The organism is Paracoccus endophyticus, from assembly GCF_003286075.1.
GTDB lineage: Bacteria > Pseudomonadota > Alphaproteobacteria > Rhodobacterales > Rhodobacteraceae > Paracoccus > Paracoccus endophyticus.
Genome location: NZ_QLUV01000009.1, coordinates 111,347 through 132,090 on the forward strand (window position 1 = coordinate 111,347; position 20,744 = coordinate 132,090).

The following is a 20,744-nucleotide window of genomic DNA, read 5'->3' on the forward strand; positions in this document are numbered from 1 at the left end:
GGATCACGCCGTATCCGCACAGCGCGCCGTGCAGCCGCTCTGCCGGCCTCTACTTCTCCATGACATAGCTTCCGGGCGCGTCCTGAAGGGGAGGATGCTTTTCGCTGCCCATCGACGGCGGCGCAACCTTCCTGCCCGAGCGCGCGGACAGCCAGGCCGTCCAGTCGCTCCACCAGCTGCCGTCGTGCCGGGTCGCGCCTTGCAGCCACTGGTCCGGGCTGGTCGCCGTGCTGCCACTGTCCCGGGTCCAGTGGGCGCCCTTGCCGCCCGGCGGATTGATGATCCCGGCGATATGGCCGCTGGAGGCGCGGACGAACCGCACGTCGCCGCCGAAAAGCTGCGTGATGCGCCACGCCGCATCCCAGGGCACGATGTGGTCCTTTTCGGCGCCGACCGCATAGCAGTCCAGCTTGATCCGTCCCAGATCGAGGGGCACGCCTTTCAGCGTGACCTTGCCCGGCTCGATCAGGTTGTTTTCGGCATAGGTGTTGCGCAGGTACCAGCTGTGGGCGGCGCGCGTCATGCGGGTGCCGTCGCTGTTCCAGTAGAGCAGATCGAAGGCGGGCGGCTTGTTGCCCAGCAGGTAGTTGTTGACCACGTTCGCCCAGATGAGATCATTCGAACGCAACAGGCTGAACATGTTCGACATCTCGCGGCTGTCGAGATAGCCGCGGTCCATCATCTGCTGCTCGACAAGGTCGAGCCCCGGCTCGTCCATGAAGACCGCGGTCTCGCCCACGCGCGAGAAGTCCTGGAGCGAAACCATGAAGCTGGCCGAGTTGATGCGCTTGTCGCCCTCGTCCTTGGCCGCCAGCATCGCAAGCGTCATCGTCAGAAGCGTCCCGCCGATGCAGTAGCCCATGACGTTGACCGTGTCAGCGCCGGTGATGTCCCGCGCCACATCGACGGCCTCGAGCAGGCCCAGGTCCATGTAATCCTCGATGCCGATCGCGTCCATCGAGGCGTCCGGGTTCTTCCACGAGACGACGAACACGGTAAAGCCCTGTTCCACAAGGTATTTCACCATGCTGTTCTTGGGCTGCATGTCGAGGATGTAGAACTTGTTGATCCACGGAGGCACGATCAGCAGCGGCACCTGATGGACCTGCCTGGTCGTCGGCTCATACTGGATGAGTTCGATCAGCTTGTTGCGATGGACCACCTTGCCGGGGGTCAGCGCAAGGTTGCGCCCCGGCGCGAAGGCGTCCGCATCGACCATGCTGAGCCGCCCGGCCGCCAGGTCGGCCATCAGGTTTCTCGCCCCGGCCGCAAGGCTGGTCCCGCCCGTCTCGATCGCCTTGCGCAGCGCGGCGGGGTTCGACAGCAGCATCAACGTCGGGCTCATCGCGTCGACGAACTGCCGAAGATGGAAATTGATGCGCCGCTGTTCGGCGTCGTCGGTGTCATCCGACCCGCTCTGCTCCATCAGCCAGTCCGAGGCGAGAAGATAGATCTCCATCAGCGTGCGATAGGCAGGGTTCGTGTGCCATTCGGGCGCCGCAAAGCGCTTGTCAGCCAGGGACGTGGGGGCTGTTTCCGGCACGGCCTCGGCTTTGCCCTGCCAGCGCTGCCCGGCCTCGTACCAGACGCTCAGCGCCGAGCGCCACAGTTCCTGATTGAACTCCAGGAGGGACCGGGCCGTTTCGGGCCGGGACAGCGAGCGAAGCCAGACGATGCGCAGGGCGCGCGCGATCTCTGCCCAGTCCAGGGGGATGACGTCGCGCAGGGGATTGGCATTCCACATCTGATCGACCGAGCGGAGCGTCGGGTTCTGGGACAACGCCTCCTGGAGGGTCTGGGCCCCCCCTGCGAACGATGCCGCAAGAGGAGACCCGGACGCGGTCCACCAGGCATGGTCCGGGTCGCCGGCGGTTCGCGTCGAGGCGGAAATCTGGTCCATCCAGGAACTCCAGAGTTGCAGCAGAACATCCGGCCCCGTCGCGCCTCCACCCTCTGACTTCGTGATCTCTCCGGCGTTCTTCTCTGGCATGTCGTTCCTCCCCGAGTGGATGCGGTGGCCTGGCCAGCGTTCAGAGGACGCCCCGGACTGAATCGCGCCAGCGCACCTGTCGGTCCTGCTCCTCTGTCGGATCAGAGCACCGTGTGGTCCTTCAGGCTTTCCAATCATGCTGTGCGCGGATCGCCGCGGTCAATCCGCCGAGTGCCGTGCCGGGGCGATAGTGACGGGGTCGGCCTGCCAGGGGCCCCCCCGAGCGGCCCGGGTCCTGACGCCGGCGTTCCTCGGCGTTGCATCCGGGCTGGTTCCGGGCCGGCAGGGTCCGACGACTGGACGCTTGCCCAACGGGACGCGCAGACATCAAGGTGCGTCAAGGCTTGCCGCCCTGCTCAGGCCAAGGGGTCCCTGCATGATCATCCGCACCAAGCCCGGTCTGCTGGATCTCGTCTTCACGATGCGCGGCTCGGTGTTGCCGCACATCGCCTTGCCGCTTTTCTGGCTGATGGCGGTGGCTGCCCTCATCGTGTGGGTAGAGCGGACCTGGCACCCGCTGCCTGTCATCGACGCGGCGCCCTTCACCGTGTTCGGGATTGCGCTGTCGCTGTTTCTGGGCTTTCGCAACAACGCGGCCTATGATCGCTGGTGGGAGGCGCGCCGGCTGTGCGGCGGGCTGCTGGCGGACCTGCGCTCGCTGGCCCGCGAGGCAGAGATCTTCCTGCACGACGAGGCGCTGCGTCAGGCGTTGCTGGATGGGGCGCTGGTCTTCCTTCATGTCCACCGCGCCAGCCTGCGGGGACAGGCGTTCGATCCTGACCTGCGCGCCCGGGCCGGCGCAATTCTGGATTCGCTCCAGCCGCCCGACGCCGCACTCGACAGGCTGGGCGCACTGGTGGCGCAGGCCCATGCAGCGGGCGCCCTCGACGGCTTCGGGGCCCGAACGCTGAGTGCCCGGCTGGCGAGCCTCGCCCTTCAGCAGGCCGGGTGCGAGCGGATCGCCAGCACGCCGCTGCCTTACGTCTACTCGCTGCTGATCTATCGCACCACCTACCTCTACTGCCTTCTGCTGCCTCTGGCGCTGGTCGGACTGGCGGGCTGGCTGACGCCGCTGTTCGTGTGCATCGCGGCCTATGTGTTCCTTGGGCTGGCCGAGGTGTCCGAGGAACTGAGCCAGCCCTTTGGCGACAACATCAACGCCCTGCCCCTTGATGCCCTGTGCCGCACGGCCGAGATCAGCCTTGCCCCGCACCTCGGGCGGCCCGCCCCCCCGCCGCTTTTGCCGACAGACTTTCACCTGCGATAGGAAAGCCGATGGAGGAGCGGTGCCTGGCCAAGGGGAAGGGTTGCCATGGCCGCAGCGCGGGACAGATACCGACCAGTCAAGGACATGCAGGGGAAACCTGCCTGACAGGCTTTGCACAGGCGCAGACATCATAGCGGGAGTGAGATCATGACAGACCTGTCGATCCGTCAAACCAGGGGACGCGGGCGTCTCTTTGATTCGATCCTCGATACCGTGGGGGACACGCCGGTCATCCGCGTGAACAATCTCGCGCCCGAGGGTGTGCGCCTTTACGTCAAGGCCGAGTTCTTCAACCCGGCGGCGTCGGTCAAGGACCGCCTTGCGCTGAACATCATCGAGGCGGCTGAACGCGCGGGCACCTTGCAGCCCGGCCAGACCGTGGTCGAGGCGACCAGCGGCAACACGGGCATCGGGCTTGCCATGGTCTGCGCGCAAAAGGGCTATCCGCTGGTGGTGACGATGGCCGACAGCTTCTCGGTCGAGCGGCGCCGGCTGATGCGGATGCTGGGGGCAAAGGTGGTGCTGACGCCCCGCGCGCAGAAGGGAACCGGCATGTACATGAAGGCCGTGGAGCTGGCCCGGGAACATGGCTGGTTCCTGGCCCATCAGTTCGAAACGCCGGCGAACGCCGACATCCACGAGGCGACCACGGCCCGCGAGATCATCGGCGATTTCGCCGGCGACCGGCTGGATTACGTCGTCACCGGCTACGGCACGGGTGGCACCGTGACCGGGCTGTCCCGCGTGCTGCGCCGCGAACGTCCCGAGACGAAGATCATCCTGTCCGAGCCCGCGGCCGCCCCCCTGGTGTCCAGCGGTGTCGCGCAGGCGCGCGGGGCGGACGGCGCACCGGCCGCCAGCCACCCTGCCTTCGAGCCCCATCCCATCCAGGGCTGGACGCCCGACTTCATCCCGCTGGTGTTGCAGGAGGCGATCGACAACCGCGGCTATGACGAACTGATCCCGGTCTCGGGCGCTGACGCCATCGCCTGGGCGAAGACGCTGGCCGCCCGCGAAGGCATCCTGACCGGGATCTCGGGCGGGGCGAGCCTTGCCGTCGCCATGCAGATCGCCGAACGCGCAGCCGAGGGGTCCGTGATCCTCGCCATGCTGCCCGACACAGGCGAGCGGTATCTGACGACGCCGCTGTTCGAGGGCATCCCCGAAGACATGGATGAGGAGGAGCGCGCGCTGTCACGGTCCACGCCCGGTTATCGGATGGAGTGACGGGGCCGGCAGGACCGGATGTCCGCCAGAATCGACGCCCTTCGCCCGGTCCGCACCGTGGACCCTGAAGGGCAGAGGATTCTGGCACATCACGATCAGGGGGACGCCAGCATGGCCCTTCTCCGGCGGTGCAGACATGCTGAACCCTGGCGGATGGTGGTCTGAAAAGACAGGGCCTGATGCTGCCGGGATGCTCCTGCCTGCTTTGGGGTTGACGCACCGGCAGGCCCGGGGCGGTTCAGTCCTGCGGAAAGCGCACAAGGGCCTTGGCCGCGGGCTTTCGCCAGCTCGCCTGGCCCAGCGCCGATACCCGGACAAGGCCCTCACTGCCCGGCGGCCAGCGTCATCGCAACCCGGCTCACGCGGCCGTCACGCAGGATTCCCAGTTCGACCCTCTCGCCGGCCTGCCGCAGGTCAAGGGCTGCCCTGAGGTCCTCGGAGCCGCCGATCGGCGTGTCGTCCAGTGACTGGATCACGTCGCCGAAAACCAGCCGCCCGTCGTCCGTGATCCGCGCAGGGCGCAGACCCGCGGCGGCGGCGGGGCTGCCGGGCGTGACGTCGAGGACCATCACGCCCTGCACCCCGGCGCGCGCCAGCAGGGCATCGCCCCGCGGATCATGTGCGATCCCCAGTGTCGGCGGCGCGTAGCGGCCGGTGGCGATCAGTTGCGGCACGACACGGTTCACCGTGTCCACGGGAACGGCAAAGCCGATCCCCGCGCTGGACCCCGAGGGGCTGTAGATCGCGGTGTTGACGCCGATCAGCCGTCCGGCGCTGTCCAGAAGCGGGCCGCCCGAATTGCCCGGGTTGATCGCGGCATCGGTCTGGATGAGTCCCCGGATCACCCTGCCCCGCTCGGCCGGAAGTTCGCGATCGAGCGCCGAGACGATGCCCGTCGTCAGCGTCCAGTCCAGGCCGAAGGGATTGCCGATGGCAAAGACGCTCTGCCCCACCCGCAGGGTCTCGCTGACACCGACCGCCAGCGGCAAGGGCTGCTCGGCGCCCGCGTCGATGCGCAGCACGGCCAGGTCGTGTTCTGGCGCGGCCCCGACAAGCCGGGCGCGAAAGGCGCGGCCATCCGCCAGGCGCACCAGCGCCCCCGTCGCGCCCTCGTTGACGTGGTTGTTCGTGACAACATGGCCGCGGGCGTCCCAGATGAACCCCGAGCCGCTGCCGCTCGGGACGTCATCGACGGTCCGGGTCCAGAAATCGACGACACGGCTTTCGGTCGTGATCGAGACGACGCTGTCCCTGGCCGCTTCGAAGATGGCAATGGTGGTCTGCTCCTGCGCGGCCAGATCGCCGCGCGGAGAGACCACCCGCGGGATCTCTGCGGGTCCGTGAACCGCCGCGTCCAGCAAAGGCAGGCCGCGCCAGACCAGCATCACCAGGATCACGGCAAGCGTCACCAGCACGAGCCTTGGCACGAACCTGTCTTTGGTCATGTGTGGCATCCTTTGTTCCCTCATGCGCCAAGATCAGCTCTTAAGCGTCGTCTCATGCAAGTGGGTGACGCCGTGTGCGCCCGCTTGATCCGGGCGGCCTGCAGCGTCGCGCTTTGTCCATAGCAGGCCGCGCACTCCTCGGCCCAGCCGAACTGCAAGGCGTCGACAGGACCGGCAAGCGGCGTTGCCCGCAGGGACTGGCGGACGTAGGCTTGCCGGACAGCGGCGCCTCAGGCGCTTTTCTGGGCGGAGAAAGATTCATGACCGGCAAGACCCTGTTCATCACCGGCGCCTCCAGCGGCATCGGCGAGGCCACAGCCCGCTTGGCCGTCGCGCGCGGCTGGCGCGTCGGCCTGTTCGCCCGGCGCGAGGACAGGCTGCGCGCGCTGGTGGCGGAGCTGGGCGAGGACAACGCCCTGGCCCTGGCCGGCGACGTCACGCAGCTGGCCGACCAGCAGGCGGCGCTGGCGCGGATGGCGCAGACCTTCGGCGCCGTTCACGCGGCCTTTGCCAATGCGGGTCGCGGCCTCGATGCGCCAGGAACCGAAGGCGGCGACGCGGACGAATGGCAGGACCTGATCCGCATAAACATCCTGGGCCTGCTGTTCACCGCCAAGGCCGCCCTGCCCTTGCTGAGGGAAACGCAGGGGCATCTGCTGATGACCGGCTCGGCCGCGGGCCGTATCCACCTCAAGGGTTCGGTCTATGGCGCCTCCAAGTGGTTCGTCCACGGCTATGGCGGCAACCTGGCCGAAGAGATGCGCGACTGGGGCGGACGCTGCACCGTCATCGCGCCGGGCATGGTGGACACCGAATTCTTCGACGAGGCCAAGCCCAAGGCCATCCGCCCAGACGAGGTCGCCCAGGCCGCGCTTTACGCCCTTGAGGCCGGGGACCACGCCGCCGTGCGCGAGGTCTTCCTGATGCCTCGCTGAAGCCCCTTGGTCATGAGCCGGTGGCGCCGGATTGCCTTGGCCGGGCAATTCTATCGTTCAACCGGCCTGGGCGGCCACGGCTTGCGCGACCTGCAGAGCGCCTTGGCAATGGCCACAGGCTTTCGGGCGATCGCGATGATCTTGCGCGGTTTGCCGGCTTTGGGCAGCCGCTGTGCACAGGCGTTCAGTGCCGGTTGGGGCGCTTGGTGCTGAACACGGCCGCCTGTCCGCTGTGCGAGGGCTGAACGAGCGGGCTCATGTGTCCGCCACCCAGTTGGCGGCCTCTGGCAAGATCTGGTTCATGACCGTCTGGAACGCCGCCACGATGGCCGCAGCACTGTCACCCTCGGCCCTGGCCGAGCCTGCGAAGCTGCGGGACGCGATCAGGGTCTGGTCGGCGTCGCTGAGAAGCGAAAGCGCCAGGTCCACGCGCGCCACCAGATTGCGCGAGGGGTCGGCGTCCACCTGGAAGGCGTCGAGGCGCGCCAGAAGCACCTGCTCGGCTGCGGGGCCGTTCTCGACCTGACCGACATAGCCCATCCGCCCCGTGGCGGAGATCGAGCGGACGAGAAGCGACTGGACCAGCAGCGGCGCCTCGGCGCTCCAGCGCGCGCCGGGCAGATAGGTGACGGACCGCGGGTCGGGCTTGACGAGGATGCGGTCGCTCACGATGGCGGCAGGCGCCTCTGGCCGGGCAACGACCAGCGTCCGCGCCGACCGCTTGCCTTGCGCCGGCGTGGAAGACGGCGTGAGGTCGTAGGTGTCAAGCGCCCTGCCCCCGCCGCTCAGCGCCGATACCGCGGCGCAACCGCTCAGCAGGGACAGCGCGCCCACCAGGGTCGCCCGGCGTGTCAGGGGATGCGGGGTCATGGTCTCATCTCCGATACTCCGGCACGCGATTGCCGGACAGGAATCCGGCGGGGTCTTTCTGAAGGCTGCGGACCACGTCGTTGAGAGACCGGACCAGCCCCCTGGCCTCGGCGCCAAGGCGCGCCAGTTCCGGCAGGCCATGGCTGGCGAAGTCGCTGATCCCGGGCGCGGAACTGGCAACGGCCGCCTGAATCTGCCCGACGACGGCGTCGGCGCGTCCGATCAGCGCCGTCAGGTCCGAGGAGATGGCCGGCAGGTCAGCAGAGAGCTGCGCGGCTGCGGTGCCGATGCTGGCAGAGGCGGACCGGATATCGCCCAGCACCGGCGCAAGGTCGGTGTCCATCAGGCCGGTCGCCGACTCGAAGGCTGTGGTGGCCGCCCCCAGCGCGCTGTCTGCCATGGTCAGCGAGTTCTCCAGCCTGCTCATCGTCGCGCCCGCCCGGTCGAACACCTGCGTGGCCCCTTGCAGAGCAGCCTGCGCATCGCTGGTCAGCGGCGCAAGCCCGCCGGTGAAGGCGGTCACATCCGCCGCCACCCGTTCAATGGCCTGCGCGCCGGTGGTGACGGCCGCGCGCATGTCGGTCAGGGCGGCGGGCAGGTCGCGGTCCACGGTCGCCTGGATCGTTCCGACGGCACCCTTGACGCTGGCCACCAGATCGCGCGAGTCCGTCAGCAGCGCCGCCCCTTGCCCGCTGGTCAGCGCCGTCAGGCTGTCGGATGCCTCGGACACGGCGGAAAAGGCGCTGTCGGCGGTCGCCAGCGTTCCTTGCAGTTCGGTCAATCGGGTGTTCATCAGATCCGCCGTCTGTGTGAAACCCTGCAATGTCGTGGCCGATCGTCCCGTGATGTCCGTGACGGCCGTGCCCAGGGTTGCGACCGTCTGCGCCACCTGCTCCACCACGCCCGGAACGCGGTCGCGCATCAGGGTCGCCGCGCTTTCAAAGGCGGTCCCGGCGTTGCCGATGGCCGGACCGGCCGCCTCGAGAGCGCGCCGCGCCTCGTCAAAGGCGCCGCTGGCCGAGCCGAGGGTAGTGTCCACGTTCCCCAAGGTCGTCGTGACCGAGGCGCCGATGCTGTCGAGCCGTGCGGTAAAGCGGGCGATCTGGTCCGAAGCCTGGCGCACGGTCCCGGTGACGGCCGAGAAATCCTGCAACGCCTGATCGAGCTGACCCGAGGACGTTTCCAGGTTCTGCAGGATGCCGGAGACGCGTGCGCGGTTGTCCGGGCCGACCACGGTCTGCAACTGGGTCAGCAGGTCGCCGGCCTGCGCGAGCAGGTCGGGCGCGTCCTCGACCAGGGCCTGGACGGTCGAGCGGCGCGACGGGATGATCGGCAGTTGACCCTCGGCGGCCGTGAGCGGTGGCGCATCCCCCCTGCCGCCCGACAGCGCGATGTAGGCCACGCCGGTGACGCCCTGTGACGTCAACTGCGCCACCGTGTTCTCGCGCACGGGGGTGTCGGCGTCCACCTCGACGGTGACCAGAACCTTTGCGGGGTCCGGGGCATAGATCCGCAGCCCGATGACCCGGCCGACCGGGATGCCGTTGAACCGGACGTCGCCCGATTTGTCCAGACCCGACACGTCGTCGAACAGGATGCCGTAGACATCGTATTGCCGGTCGATCTGAACGCTGGCCAGCCAGATGAAGAACCCCAGGCTGCCGAGGATGCCCAGCAGGGTGAAGGCGCCGATCAGAACGAAGTTCGCGCGGGTCTCCATCACGACTCCTTTCCGGGTGTCACGGGCCTGCCTGCAGCGGGTCCGGTCGCGGCGGTGGCCGCGGCGCGCGCGCGCGGGCCGTGGAAATAGTCGCGCACCCAGGGATGATCGACGTCCTGCAACTCGGCAATCGTGCCGACCGCCAGCATCCTGCCATCGGCCAGAACGGCCACCCGGTCGCAGATCGCATACAGAGAGTCCAGATCATGCGTCACCAGAAACACCGTCAGGCCCAGCGCCGCCTGCAGCTGGCGGATCAGCGTGTCAAAGGCCGCGGCGCCGATCGGGTCCAGCCCCGCCGTCGGCTCGTCAAGAAAGACGATCTCGGGGTCCAGCGCAATGGCGCGGGCAAAGCCGGCGCGCTTGCGCATGCCCCCCGACAGTTCGGCCGGATACTTGTGCTGGGCGTCTTCGGGCAGCCCGACCATGCGGACCTTGAGCCCGGCCAGCGTCTCGCGCAGCGCCGCCGGCAGGTCGGTCTGCTCGCGCATCGGCGCCTCGACATTCTGGCGCACGGTCAGCGACGAAAACAGCGCCCCGTCCTGAAACATCACCCCCCAGCGGCGGCGAAGGCGGCGATAGTCCGTTTCCGACGTGTCCCGCACGCTCTGGCCCAGCACCTCGATGGTGCCGCCGTCCGGCTTGGTCAGGCCCACGATCTGGCGCAGCAGCACGGACTTGCCGGTGCCCGATCCGCCGACGATGCCGATGACTTCGCCACGCATCACGTCCAGGTCGACGCCGTCATGAACGGTGTGGCGGCCGAACCGCTTGACCAGGCCCCGGACGCGGATGACCGCATCAGGGGGGCTGTCGCCGGGGGCGCCGGGCGGGCCCGTCATACCCCGACCACGGCGAAGAAGATCGAGAACAGCGCGTCCGCCACGATGACCAGGAAGATCGACAGCACCACCGAAAGCGAGGTCAGCCGCCCGAGAGACTCGGCGTCCCCCTCGACCATCATGCCCTCGTAGCAGCCGATGATGCCGATGATCAGCGCAAAGAAGGGCGCCTTGATCATGCCCACGGCGAAATGCCACACATCCGTGTCGGTGACGAGCCGCGTCCGGAACACCGCCGGGGACACGCCCAGCTCGATCCACGACATGATCGCCCCGCCCACCAAGCCGGCGATATCGGCGATGAACCCCAGCACCGGCAGCATCAGGATCAGCGCCAGGACCCTCGGGACCACCAGGACGGCGATCGGGTCCAGTCCCAGTGTCCGCATCGCGTCGATCTCCTCGCGCATCTTCATCGAGCCGATGGCCGCGGTGAAGGCCGAGCCCGACCGCCCGGCAACGATGATCGCGGTCAGCAGGATGCCCAGTTCGCGCAGGACCGAGATCGCGATCAGATCCACCACAAAGACCTCGGCCCCGAACTGACGCAGTTGCGCCGCCCCCTGGAAGGCCAGCACGACCCCGATCAGAAACGCCATCAGGGCGACGATGGGCACGGCCTTCAGTCCCACCTCCTGCATGTGGTGGACAACGGAGGTCAGGCGCAGGCGGCGGGGATGCAACACGGTGACGGCCATCGCAGCGACCACGGACCCCAGGAACCCTGTCAGGGCGACGGCGACCCTGCCCGCCGCGACAGTGGCGCGCCCGAGCGTCTCCAGGCGGTCCGCCAGGGTGGGCGGCGGCGGCCTGACGGCCTCGTCGACGGCCAGGTTGCGGCGCACGGTTTCGATAAGCTGATCCTGCGCCTCGCTGGCCCCCCGCAAGGCCACCGCACGGTCAGGGACACTCAGCCTGCGCTGCAGGTCCACCAGCAGCCAGGCCCCGGAGGTGTCGAGCCGCCCGACCTTGGCGATGTCGATCGCCTGGATTGCCCTGCCGTGCCCGGCAAGGGCGTCGCGGTCAACAAGGCCGACCGAGTCCACCGACAGGCTGCCGCTGATGACCACGCAGCCGTCGCAGATGTCGAACCGGACCGGCACGTTGCTTGTGGTGAGGTTGGCTCGGGTCATGTGTCCTGGTCTATATCGTCCGCGGCCGATGGCACACGGGCAACTGCAATGCGCTGGACCGGACGTGCCCACGTGATCGCCGGACCTCGGGCGGTCATGGATCTGGTGCGCCGCGGCTTGTTCCAGGGCGCGCGCGGATCAGACCAGCAAGGCGCTGCGAGAGGCCGATGCGGCTCTCGCGGCCGCCGAGGCCGAGCTTCGGGGCGCAACAGCCCCCAGATCATCGACGCCCCGGAGGCACTGCGCGAGGCGCAGCTGAACCTGCTGCACACCAGCGTCGCCACGGCGGGTCAGGGCGTGATGACCTTCATCGACGCGGGCGCGATCTGGCGGTCGCGCGTCCAGCGTCAGGGTGGCCGCCAGCAGCCGCCCCTTCGTCCTGATCAGCCCGGTCGCTTCGCCCTGTGGAGAGAGGGCGCTGTTTTCACTCCCTGGGCCGGGCGGGGGTCGCGGCCTGCAGCCCGGACGTGTCGAGGCTCCGGTCCGACAGCAGTGCGCTCCAGATCGCGGCGCCGAGGGCCGCGCCCGCGAGCGGGGCCACCCAGAAAAGCCACAGCTGGCCCACCGCGCCGGTGTCGGCAAAGAACGCCACGGCGGTCGAGCGCGCCGGGTTGACCGAGGTGTTGGTGACCGGGATCGAGATCAGGTGGATGAGCGTCAGGCCCAGCCCGATGGCGATCGGGGCAAAGCCCATCGGTGCGCGCGGCGAGGTCGCGCCCAGGATGATGATCAGGAAGCCCGCAGTGAGCACGACCTCGATCAGCAGGGCCGACATCAGGCCATAGCCGCCCGGCGACAGCGTGCCGTAGCCGTTCGAGGCGAATCCGCCCGCCGTCCAGCCGGGCGCGCCCTGGGCGATCAGGTAGAGCACGAAGGCCCCTGCGAGCCCGCCCAGGACCTGCGCCGCCCAATAGCCGGGCAGGTTCGACCAGGAGATGCGCCCCGCCACGGCAAGGCCCAGCGTCACGGCCGGGTTGAAGTGCCCGCCCGAGATGTGCCCCACGGCATAGGCCATGGTCAGCACCGTCAGCCCGAAGGCGAAGGACACCCCCACGAAGCCGATGCCGAGGTCGGGAAAGCCCGCCGCCAGCACCGCGCTGCCGCAGCCGCCGAAGACCAGCCAGAAGGTGCCGAAGAACTCGGCAGAGAGTTTGTGCATGGCGATGATTCCATAGAAAGAGAGCGATGTTCAGTAAGTGGCTCGTTGGTAGGTTTCGGGACCCCGGCCGAGGCCCCGAATGGCCGTGTACTCGTTGCACAGGTGCAGCATACAACAAATTCTGAAAATTCTGTTATCAGACCTCCGCCACGCTGAACCAGACGCCCCAGCCGCACCGTCCACGGGAAGATCCACGGCCAGGAGAAAAACCTGACCCCGGGCGCAATCGCCCGGATGACCCTCGTCATCCACGGGATCGAGGACTTCCCGTGACCCGTAAGGACACGTTGCGGAACCCGGCCCTTACGGATTCCAGCATGGGTGGCTGCAATGACCAGGCTCACGCAGCGCGCACTCGAGCGCCATCTCTGCGACGCCGCGACCCTGTTGCGTGGCCTTGCCGATGCCAGCGACTGCAAGCAGCACATCGTCCCGCTCCTGTTCCTCAAACCCCTGTCTGATGTCCGGGACCAGGACTACCCGCAGGGGCCCGATGACACCGGCTCGGGGACAAAGCCGGCAGGCGCCGATGTGCTGACCCGCCAGCCGTCGATCCGGCGGGCGACGGCATCAATGACGAAGGCCACATAGACGAAGCCCTTCCAGGTCGCGGCGCAGGTGAGGTCGTTGACCCGGAGCATGTTGGGCGCGGGTGCCCGGAACGGGCGGTTCACCTTGTCCAGTGGGCACGGCAGCTTCTTGTCCGGGATCGTCGTCCTGTGTGCCCTGCCCCGGATGATGCCGCGCGCGGCCGGGCGATGCGCTCTACCCGGCCCCACCCTTCGATGCTAATGAGGACCGTGCAGGACCGTGGTGATGTTCAGGGCCTGGAAGCGCCGTTGACGTGGCATCTTCCGATCCGGCCGGGCTTGATCGGTCGTGATGACCAACCGTGCAGCGAAACGATTGGGGTTTCAACATGCTGAATGACTTCAAGGGCTATCTCGACCAGCAGCTGGAAACGCTGCACAGGGACGGTCTCTACAAGCACGAGCGGGAACTGCATTCCCCCCAGGGTCCCGCCATCGAGGTCGCGCGGGGCGAAGTCCTCAACTTCTGCGCCAACAACTATCTGGGGCTGGCCAACGATGCCGACCTGATCGCGGCCGCCCGCCAGGGCCTGGCCGAGGAGGGGTTCGGCATGGCCTCGGTCCGCTTCATCTGCGGCACCAACAGCACGCATCGCGATCTGGAACGGCGCGTGGCCGGGTTCCTGGGGATGGACGATGCCATCCTGTATTCGTCCTGCTTCGACGCCAACACCGGCCTGTTCGAGACGCTGCTCGGCCCCGAGGATGCGATCATCTCGGACGCGCTCAACCACGCCTCGATCATCGACGGGGTGCGCCTGTGCAAGGCCGCCCGCTATCGCTATGCCAACAACGACATGGCCGACCTCGAGGCGCAGCTCAAGGCCGCGGACGCGGCGGGCGCGCGCTTCAAGCTGATCGCGACGGATGGCGTCTTTTCCATGGACGGCGTGATCGCCGACCTGCCCGGCATCTGCGACCTGGCCGACCGCTACAATGCCATGGTCATGGTGGACGATTCCCATGCCTCGGGCTTCATGGGCGCGAATGGCCGCGGCACGCATGAATATCACAACGTGATCGACCGGGTGGACATCGTCACCACCACCTTCGGCAAGGCGCTTGGCGGCGCCTCGGGCGGGGTCACGGCGGCGCGCGGGCCGATCGTCGAGTGGCTGCGGCAGCGGTCGCGCCCCTATCTGTTCTCGAACGCGCTGGCGCCGGCCATCGTGTCGGCCACGATGACGGCGCTCGACAAGGTCGAGACGGGCCATGACCTGCGCGAACGGCTGTGGAGCAACGTCGCGCATTTCCGCGAGCAGATGGCAGGGGCCGGGTTCGAACTGGCGGGCGCTGATCACGCGATCATCCCGGTGATGCTGGGCGATGCCCGCCTGGCCTCGGATTTCGCCGACCGGCTTCTGGACGAGGGCATCTATGTGATCGGCTTTTCCTATCCGGTCGTCCCCATGGGCAAGGCGCGCATCCGCACCCAGATCAGCGCCGCGCACACGCGGGACCAGATCGACACCGCGATCGACGCCTTCAAACGGGTCGGCCGCAAACTCGGAGTCATCGGAGGTCGAGCATGAAGGCGCTTTCCAAACTCGAACCCGGCAAGGGTATCTGGCAGACCTCGGTCGAGGTGCCCGAAATCGGCCCGAACGACGTGCTCATCAAGGTCAGGCGTTCGTCGATCTGCGGCACCGACATCCACATCTACAACTGGGACGACTGGGCGGCGGCGACCGTCCCGGTCCCCATGGTGGTCGGGCACGAATATGCGGGCGAGATCGTCGCGCTTGGGTCCGAGGTGAAGGGCCTGAGGATCGGCGACCGGGTGTCGGGCGAGGGCCACATCACCTGCGGCCATTGCCGCAACTGTCGGGCGGGCAAGCGGCATCTGTGCCGCAACACCGTGGGGGTGGGCGTCAACCGCCAGGGCTCGTTCGCCGAATACCTCAGCCTGCCCGCCTTCAACGTGTTCAAGCTGCCCGACGACATCCCCGACGAGCTGGCCGCGATCTTCGACCCTCTGGGCAATGCCGTGCACACGGCGCTGTCCTTCGATGTCACCGGCGAGGACGTGCTGATCACCGGGGCCGGACCGATCGGCATCATGGCCGCGGCCATCGTGCGCCATATCGGGGCGCGCCACGTGGTCGTGACCGACATCAACGACTACCGGCTGGACCTGGCCGCGAAGATGGGCGCGACCCGCACGGTCAATGTCGCCAAGGAGAAGCTGGAAGACGTCATGGCCGAGATCGGCATGGTCGAAGGCTTCGACGTGGTGCTGGAGATGTCGGGGGCGAAGGCCGCGATCTACACCATGCTCGATGTCGTCAACAACGGCGGCAAGATCGCCATGCTCGGCATCCCGCCCGCGCCCATGCAGCTCGACTGGAACCCGATCATCTTCAAGGGGCTGACCATCAAGGGCATCTACGGGCGCGAGATGTTCGAGACCTGGTACAAGATGGCAAGCCTCATCCAGTCTGGCCTGGACGTGAGCCCGGTCATCACGCACCATTTCGGCATCGACGACTTCCAGAAGGGCTTTGACATCATGAATTCGGGCCAGTCCGGCAAGGTGATCCTGAACTGGGACTGAGCCTCGGCGCAGTGCAGCGGCCGAAGACGGAAGAAAGCCACCGGACGGATGCGCCGGTGGCTTTCTTGTGATCCTGCGCCGGACGGGTGGGCAGGCCTAGCGCACAGCGTCCACGGGCACCGCCTCGGGCGGCAGCTTGCGCGGATAGGGGTCGCCCTGCTTGTAGGAGCCTGCGGCGGTGAACAGCACGTCCGTGGACGAGTTCAACGCGGTCTCGGCCGAATCCTGCAGCACGCCGATGATGAAGCCGACGCTGACCACCTGCATGGCCGTCGCGTTGTCGATGCCGAACAGGCTGGCGGCCATGGGGATCAGCAGCAGCGAACCGCCCGCCACCCCCGAGGCGCCGGCGGCCGCGACGGCGGCGACGACGCTGAGAAGCAGGGCCGTGGCGAAGTCCACGTCGATGCCCAGCGTGTTCACCGCGGCCAGGGTCATCACGGTGATCGTGATGGCGGCGCCCGCCATGTTGACCGTGGCGCCGATCGGGATCGTTACCGCATAGGTTTCCTCGTCCAGACCCATCCGCCGGCAAAGCTCGAGGTTGACGGGGATGTTGGCGGCCGAACTGCGCATGAAGAAGGCGGTGATCCCCGACTCCTTGAGGCAGGTGAAGACCAGCGGATAGGGGTTCTGGCGCAATCTCAGGAACACGATCAGTGGATTGACGACCAGCGCCATGACGATCATGCAGCCGATGAGCAGCGCCAGAAGGTTGGCATAGCCCACAAGCGTCCCGAAGCCGGTTCTGGCGATGGTCGAGGCAACGATGCCGAAGATCCCAAGGGGGGCAAAACGGATCACCGTCTTGACGATCACCGTGATGGCGACCTCCAGGTCCGCCATCAGGGCCTTGGTGGTGTCGCTGGCATGGCGCAGGATCACGCCGAGCGCGATGGCCCAGGCAAGGATGCCGATGTAGTTGGCGTTTGCCAGCGCATTGACCGGGTTGTCCACCACCTGAAGCAGGATGTTCTTCATGACCTCGCCCAGGCCCTGCGGCGGCGTCAGGTCTTCGGCACCCACGGTCAGCGCGATCGTGACCGGGAACAGGAAACTTGCCACGACAGCCAGCAGCGCGGCCAGGAACGTGCCTAGGATGTACAGCCTTATCACCGGGCCCAGCTGCGCCTTGTTCTCCTTCTTGTGGTTGGTGATGGCGGCGCAGACCAGGATAAAGACCAGAATCGGCGCCACGGCCTTGAGGGCGCCGACGAAGACATCGCCGAGCAGGCCCACCGCCATTCCGGCCTCGCGCGAGACGGCGGCGAGGATGATCCCCGCGATAAGGCCTATGATGATCTGTGTGACCAGCTTTCCGCGTAAGATGAAGTCCAGCAAGAAACACCTCCCTCTGCATGGTTCCGTGACATCCGGGTCCCTGCGATAGTCCGACATCTGTCATCGCGACGCGCTGCACGCTGCGACAACAGGCCCGGCATGCAGCTTTATCGATCGTTCGAAGACAGCGCGCAGAGACCTGCGAAGGTGATCACGACAGATGATGAAACAGTCCCCTCTGTCATTGCCAGTGAACTCCTGCGTCGCAGAGGCAGTCAACCACAAATGATGGCGCAAGCAGGCTGGCTCTCCAAGCCGAAGCCGGAAGGCCCCGGCACAACGCAGGACCGTCGACCGCTCGGGCGTCCTCGTGGGGCGAAAGTTCCAGATTCCGCTGAAAAAGGCCGGCCGAAGCGGGGTCCGGGGCTCGGGGCCGGGCTTTGACGGCATGGGCCATGGCTTCGCCCATCGCCTGAATGAGACAGGCAGGCTCTTCATTGTGTGCTTCACAGCGTCATGGCATGGGCAACTGGGATTGGACGTGAAGCCTGCGGTGGCGGGTGGGCCGTTTCGGCGCTTTTGAGAGGTCTGCTCGATGTGTTCGATCTGCGAAAGCGTCATGCCGCGTCCTGCGCAAGCCCATTTCTGCCTTTGCGGCTCGCCCCAGACCGTTGCGGCCATGCGGCGGATCGAGGCCGACATCAGCCGGCGGCAGATGCTGGGCGGGGCCGCGGCGGTGCTGGGGATGTTCGCGGGCTTCGGGCTCGCGCCCGCCGAGGTCCGGGCACAGACGACGGGGAGGCCGCTCCTCCTGACCAACCTGCGGCTCTTTGACGGGCGCGAGCTTGCGATGCGCGAAGGCGTCTCGATCCTGATCCAGGGCGACCGGATCGCGGGGTTCCCGGCCATGGGCGAGGTGGTCGACGGGGCCGAGGTCATCGACTGCGGCGGACGGGCGGTGATCCCGGGGCTTATCGACGCCCACTGGCATGCCACGCTGACGGCGGTCAGCATGATCGCGGCGCTGACGCAGGACGTCGCCCTTGTCCACCTGGTCGCCGGGCGCGAGGCGGGGGCCACGCTGATGCGCGGCTTCACCACCGTGCGCGACGTGGGCGGGCCTGCCTTCGGCCTCAAGACGGCCATCGACCGCGGCGTGGTCGCAGGGCCGCGCATCTTCCCCTCGGGCGCGGCGATCTCGCAGACCTCCGGGCACGGCGACTACCGGATGCTTCACAACCTGCCGCGCATGCCCGGCGACCCGGCCGACTATGCAGAGCGCACGGGCGTCGGCGTCATCGCCGACGGGGCGGACGAGGTGCTGCGCCGCGCGCGCGAGCAGCTCATGCAGGGCGCGAGCCAGGTCAAGATCCATGCGGGCGGCGGCGTCTCCTCGGTCTACGACCCGCTCGACTCGGTCCAGTTCACTCCGGCCGAGATGCGCGCGGCCGTGCAGGCCGCATCGGACTGGGGCACCTATGTCTGCGCCCATGTGTACATGCCCGACGGCATCCGCCGCGCCGTGGCCGCCGGCGTGAAGTCCATCGAGCACGGCCAGCTTGCCGACGAGGAGACGGCGCGCGTCATGGCCGGCGAGGGCGTGTGGTGGTCGATCCAGCCTTTCCTGGCCGACGAGGACGCCAACGAGAAGCCCGACCCGCAGCAGCGCGCCGACCAGCTTCGGGTGTCCGAAGGCACGGTGCGCGCCTTCGACCTGGGCCGCACGCTGGGTATTCGCATGGCCTTCGGCACCGACATCCTGTTCAACGCCGCCGAGGGCGGAGCAAGCCAGGGACGACAGCTCGCCAAGCTGGCGCGCTTCATGCCGCCGCTCGAGGCGCTGCGCATGGCCACCGGCAACGCGGGCGAGCTGCTGGCGATGTCGGGGGCGCGCGCGCCCTATCCCGCGCCGCTTGGGCACATCGCGCCGGGTGCCCATGCCGACCTGCTCGTCGTCGAGGGCGATCCCCAGGCGGGGCTCGACTGGCTGGGGGACCCCGAAAACAACCTGCGCCTGATCATGAAGAACGGACGGATCGTCAAGGAGACGCTCGCATGAGAACCGCCAGGGTCCGTTTCTCCGCCGCCACGGCCCTTGCGCTGGCCGCCGCGCTTGGTTGGTCCGCGCCGGCCCTCGCGCAGGACGGGCGCGACTGGAACATCCAGGTCACCCCCTATGTCTGGGGCAGCGGCGTCTCGGGCGACCTCACGCCCGTGCAGGGCGGCCCGACGATCGAGTTCGACGAGTCGCTGTCCGAGGTGCTGGAGAATCTCGACGGCGCGTTCTTCCTGTCGGCCTATGCCCGCAGCGGCCGCTTGGTCTTTCTTGGCGATCTCAGCGCCTCCAGTTCCTCGCGCGAGGGGCTCGTGCCCCCAGGGATTCCGGCCGAGGGAGAAGTGCAGCAAAGGTCCGTCACGCTGGCCGCAGGCTGGCGGACGGTCGAGACCCCCAGCGTGACGATCGACCTGCTGGCCGGTCTGCGCACCTGGGACATCGAGGTCGAAGCGGCCGTGCCGGCCGCCGGCTTTTCGGCGACCCGGGAGGTCAACTTCACCGACCCGATCCTGGCGGCCCGGGCCAACATCCCCCTCGCGCCGCGGTTTTCGGCGATCCTTTACGGCGATTTCGGCGGCTTTGGCGTCGGTTCCGACCAGACGGGCCAGGTCGTTGCAACGGTCAACTATGCCGTGAGCGAGAAATTCTACATCTCCGGCGGCTATCGCTGGTTCCATGTGGACTACGACAGCGACGGGACCGCCTTCGAGGCGACGATGTCAGGGCCACTGCTCGGCGCCACCTGGCGGTTCTGACAGGTCAGGGCGCGTCTGCCCTGTCCTTGCGGTCGGGCGGCGGCTCTCTTTCTTGCAGCGGTCAAGTGAGGGTTCGGGAGCAGAACAGGAAGACGCGGCTGAAAAAGGGACTTTGCGCCGTCGTTTCCCGCGGGCCAGGCGTGCAACTTCAGCATTCGCCGAACGTCTCTCTCAGGAACTCAGCCCGTTTGCCATGCATGTCCGCATGCGTATGTTTCGCTGCCACGGTCAAAGCGGAAAGACCTGCCTGACGAAGGCCATCCAGATCATCAGCGCAGTGACACAATGTCTCGGAAAGAGCCGCGGGGTTGTCGGCCTCAAACAGAAAGCCGGTTCCACCATGGGTGACAACCTCTCGATTCCCGGCGGTATTCGCCGCAATAATCGGAATTGCCTGCGAGAATGCGTCATACAAGATACGTGCCTGTTCATCCCCCGTCACCGGGACAATCACGGCGTGATACTGTCTGAGTGCACGCATGAAGGACGGACCATAGGGAACGGGGTCGAGCAATCGCAACCGTACGTTCCTTAACTTACCCGCAATGCCTTCGAGATCGGCTTTCATCGCGCCAGATCCCATGACGTCGACGCTGATTGTTTCGCCTTTTCCTTCGAGATTCATCAGCGCATCAATCAGCAGCGGGATTCCCTTTTCCCGGACAAGACGAGAGGCGACAATGAAGTGCGCGTCGGCTGGTTTTTCGTCCCACGACAGATCAGCGTCCGAAAGGGAGATCATGTCTGCCTCGGAAATCCAGCTTGCCGGCAGAATGATGGAGGTTCCGTTCGGGCCAACGGGCAAACTCGTCCTATATCCGGCATGGCTCTGTTGCACAAATCGGGTGATGGCCGAGGTTGCCCTTCTCCCGGTCAGAGCTATCCCACAGCTTCAGTGACAGGCATGCCGAGGGCGGTGT

At 67.4% G+C, this 20,744-nt stretch carries 17 protein-coding genes and 1 pseudogene; 8 read left to right on the plus strand and 10 right to left on the minus strand.

The genetic code is table 11. From position 1 onward, the window contains the following. Positions 1-49: 49 nt before the first annotated feature. Entirely contained in the window at positions 50-1,780 is a 1,731-nt protein-coding gene (locus DPQ23_RS11355) for a PHA/PHB synthase family protein (RefSeq protein ID WP_205961446.1), read from the minus strand. Between the two features lie 586 nt (positions 1,781-2,366). Here DPQ23_RS11355 and DPQ23_RS11360 point away from each other — a divergent pair. Next, positions 2,367-3,257, plus strand: coding sequence for a bestrophin family protein (locus DPQ23_RS11360; RefSeq protein WP_112874880.1), 891 nt, complete (start codon positions 2,367-2,369; stop codon positions 3,255-3,257). Positions 3,258-3,404: 147 nt separating this feature from the next. Continuing rightward, positions 3,405-4,484, plus strand: coding sequence for a PLP-dependent cysteine synthase family protein (locus tag DPQ23_RS11365; protein ID WP_112874882.1), 1,080 nt, complete (start codon positions 3,405-3,407; stop codon positions 4,482-4,484). A 323-nt stretch (positions 4,485-4,807) separates the two neighbouring features. On the opposite strand, the gene DPQ23_RS11370 is transcribed toward DPQ23_RS11365, so the two are convergent. Next, positions 4,808-5,929, minus strand: a complete 1,122-nt coding sequence (locus DPQ23_RS11370) for a S1C family serine protease (protein WP_112874884.1) — start codon at positions 5,927-5,929, stop codon at positions 4,808-4,810. Between the two features lie 260 nt (positions 5,930-6,189). Here DPQ23_RS11370 and DPQ23_RS11375 point away from each other — a divergent pair, with 260 nt between their 5' ends. Then, positions 6,190-6,864 (plus strand): SDR family oxidoreductase, encoded by a 675-nt coding sequence (locus tag DPQ23_RS11375; RefSeq protein WP_112874886.1) that lies wholly within the window; start codon positions 6,190-6,192, stop codon positions 6,862-6,864. A 255-nt stretch (positions 6,865-7,119) separates the two neighbouring features. Here the strand turns inward: DPQ23_RS11375 and DPQ23_RS11380 are convergent, their stop codons facing one another. The 5 genes from DPQ23_RS11380 to aqpZ all read right to left on the minus strand — a co-directional run bounded on the left by DPQ23_RS11380 (position 7,120) and on the right by aqpZ (position 12,588). After that, a complete protein-coding gene (locus DPQ23_RS11380) occupies positions 7,120-7,734 on the minus strand; it encodes an ABC-type transport auxiliary lipoprotein family protein (RefSeq protein WP_112874888.1) in 615 nt (204 codons plus the stop codon). A gap of 4 nt (positions 7,735-7,738) precedes the next feature. Then, on the minus strand, positions 7,739-9,454 hold the full coding sequence (locus DPQ23_RS11385) for an MlaD family protein (RefSeq protein WP_112874890.1): 1,716 nt from the start codon (positions 9,452-9,454) through the stop codon (positions 7,739-7,741). Then, complete coding sequence (locus tag DPQ23_RS11390; protein ID WP_112874892.1) at positions 9,454-10,296, minus strand: ABC transporter ATP-binding protein; 843 nt, start codon at positions 10,294-10,296, stop codon at positions 9,454-9,456. Before DPQ23_RS11390 ends, DPQ23_RS11385 begins: the two co-directional genes overlap by 1 nt. Continuing rightward, positions 10,293-11,429 (minus strand): ABC transporter permease, encoded by a 1,137-nt coding sequence (locus DPQ23_RS11395; protein WP_112874894.1) that lies wholly within the window; start codon positions 11,427-11,429, stop codon positions 10,293-10,295. The genes DPQ23_RS11390 and DPQ23_RS11395 overlap by 4 nt, the downstream gene beginning before the upstream one ends. Before the next feature lie 424 nt (positions 11,430-11,853). Beyond that, positions 11,854-12,588: an aquaporin Z gene (aqpZ, locus tag DPQ23_RS11400; protein ID WP_112874896.1), complete on the minus strand. Its 735-nt coding sequence runs from the start codon at positions 12,586-12,588 to the stop codon at positions 11,854-11,856. Between the two features lie 330 nt (positions 12,589-12,918). Between aqpZ and DPQ23_RS11405 the strand changes: the two genes are divergently transcribed. Continuing rightward, complete coding sequence (locus DPQ23_RS11405; protein ID WP_112874898.1) at positions 12,919-13,179, plus strand: type I restriction-modification system subunit M N-terminal domain-containing protein; 261 nt, start codon at positions 12,919-12,921, stop codon at positions 13,177-13,179. Here DPQ23_RS11405 and DPQ23_RS15970 read toward each other — a convergent pair. Then, a pseudogene (locus DPQ23_RS15970) lies at positions 13,098-13,334 on the minus strand (IS3 family transposase); the annotation flags it as partial. The gene DPQ23_RS11405 and the pseudogene DPQ23_RS15970 sit on opposite strands and share 82 nt — an antisense overlap. Before the next feature lie 173 nt (positions 13,335-13,507). Between DPQ23_RS15970 and DPQ23_RS11410 the strand changes: the two are divergent. Together DPQ23_RS11410 and tdh are read left to right on the plus strand one after the other, a co-directional pair. Continuing rightward, a complete protein-coding gene (locus DPQ23_RS11410) occupies positions 13,508-14,710 on the plus strand; it encodes a glycine C-acetyltransferase (RefSeq protein WP_112874900.1) in 1,203 nt (400 codons plus the stop codon). Continuing rightward, positions 14,707-15,732 carry an L-threonine 3-dehydrogenase gene (gene tdh / locus DPQ23_RS11415; protein ID WP_112874902.1) on the plus strand — a complete coding sequence of 342 codons (1,026 nt, stop codon included), beginning with the start codon at positions 14,707-14,709 and terminating at the stop codon, positions 15,730-15,732. Before DPQ23_RS11410 ends, tdh begins: the two co-directional genes overlap by 4 nt. A gap of 96 nt (positions 15,733-15,828) precedes the next feature. On the opposite strand, the gene sstT is transcribed toward tdh, so the two are convergent. After that, positions 15,829-17,073 (minus strand): serine/threonine transporter SstT, encoded by a 1,245-nt coding sequence (gene sstT, locus DPQ23_RS11420; protein WP_205961448.1) that lies wholly within the window; start codon positions 17,071-17,073, stop codon positions 15,829-15,831. A gap of 535 nt (positions 17,074-17,608) precedes the next feature. On the opposite strand from sstT, the gene DPQ23_RS11425 reads away from it, so the two are divergent. After that, complete coding sequence (locus DPQ23_RS11425; protein ID WP_112874906.1) at positions 17,609-19,072, plus strand: metal-dependent hydrolase family protein; 1,464 nt, start codon at positions 17,609-17,611, stop codon at positions 19,070-19,072. Then, entirely contained in the window at positions 19,069-19,824 is a 756-nt protein-coding gene (locus DPQ23_RS11430) for a porin family protein (protein WP_112874908.1), read from the plus strand. Before DPQ23_RS11425 ends, DPQ23_RS11430 begins: the two co-directional genes overlap by 4 nt. Positions 19,825-19,972: 148 nt before the next feature. On the opposite strand, the gene DPQ23_RS11435 is transcribed toward DPQ23_RS11430, so the two are convergent. Next, a complete protein-coding gene (locus DPQ23_RS11435; protein ID WP_162630724.1) occupies positions 19,973-20,629 on the minus strand; it encodes a glycosyltransferase in 657 nt (218 codons plus the stop codon). Between the last annotated feature and the right edge of the window lie 115 nt (positions 20,630-20,744).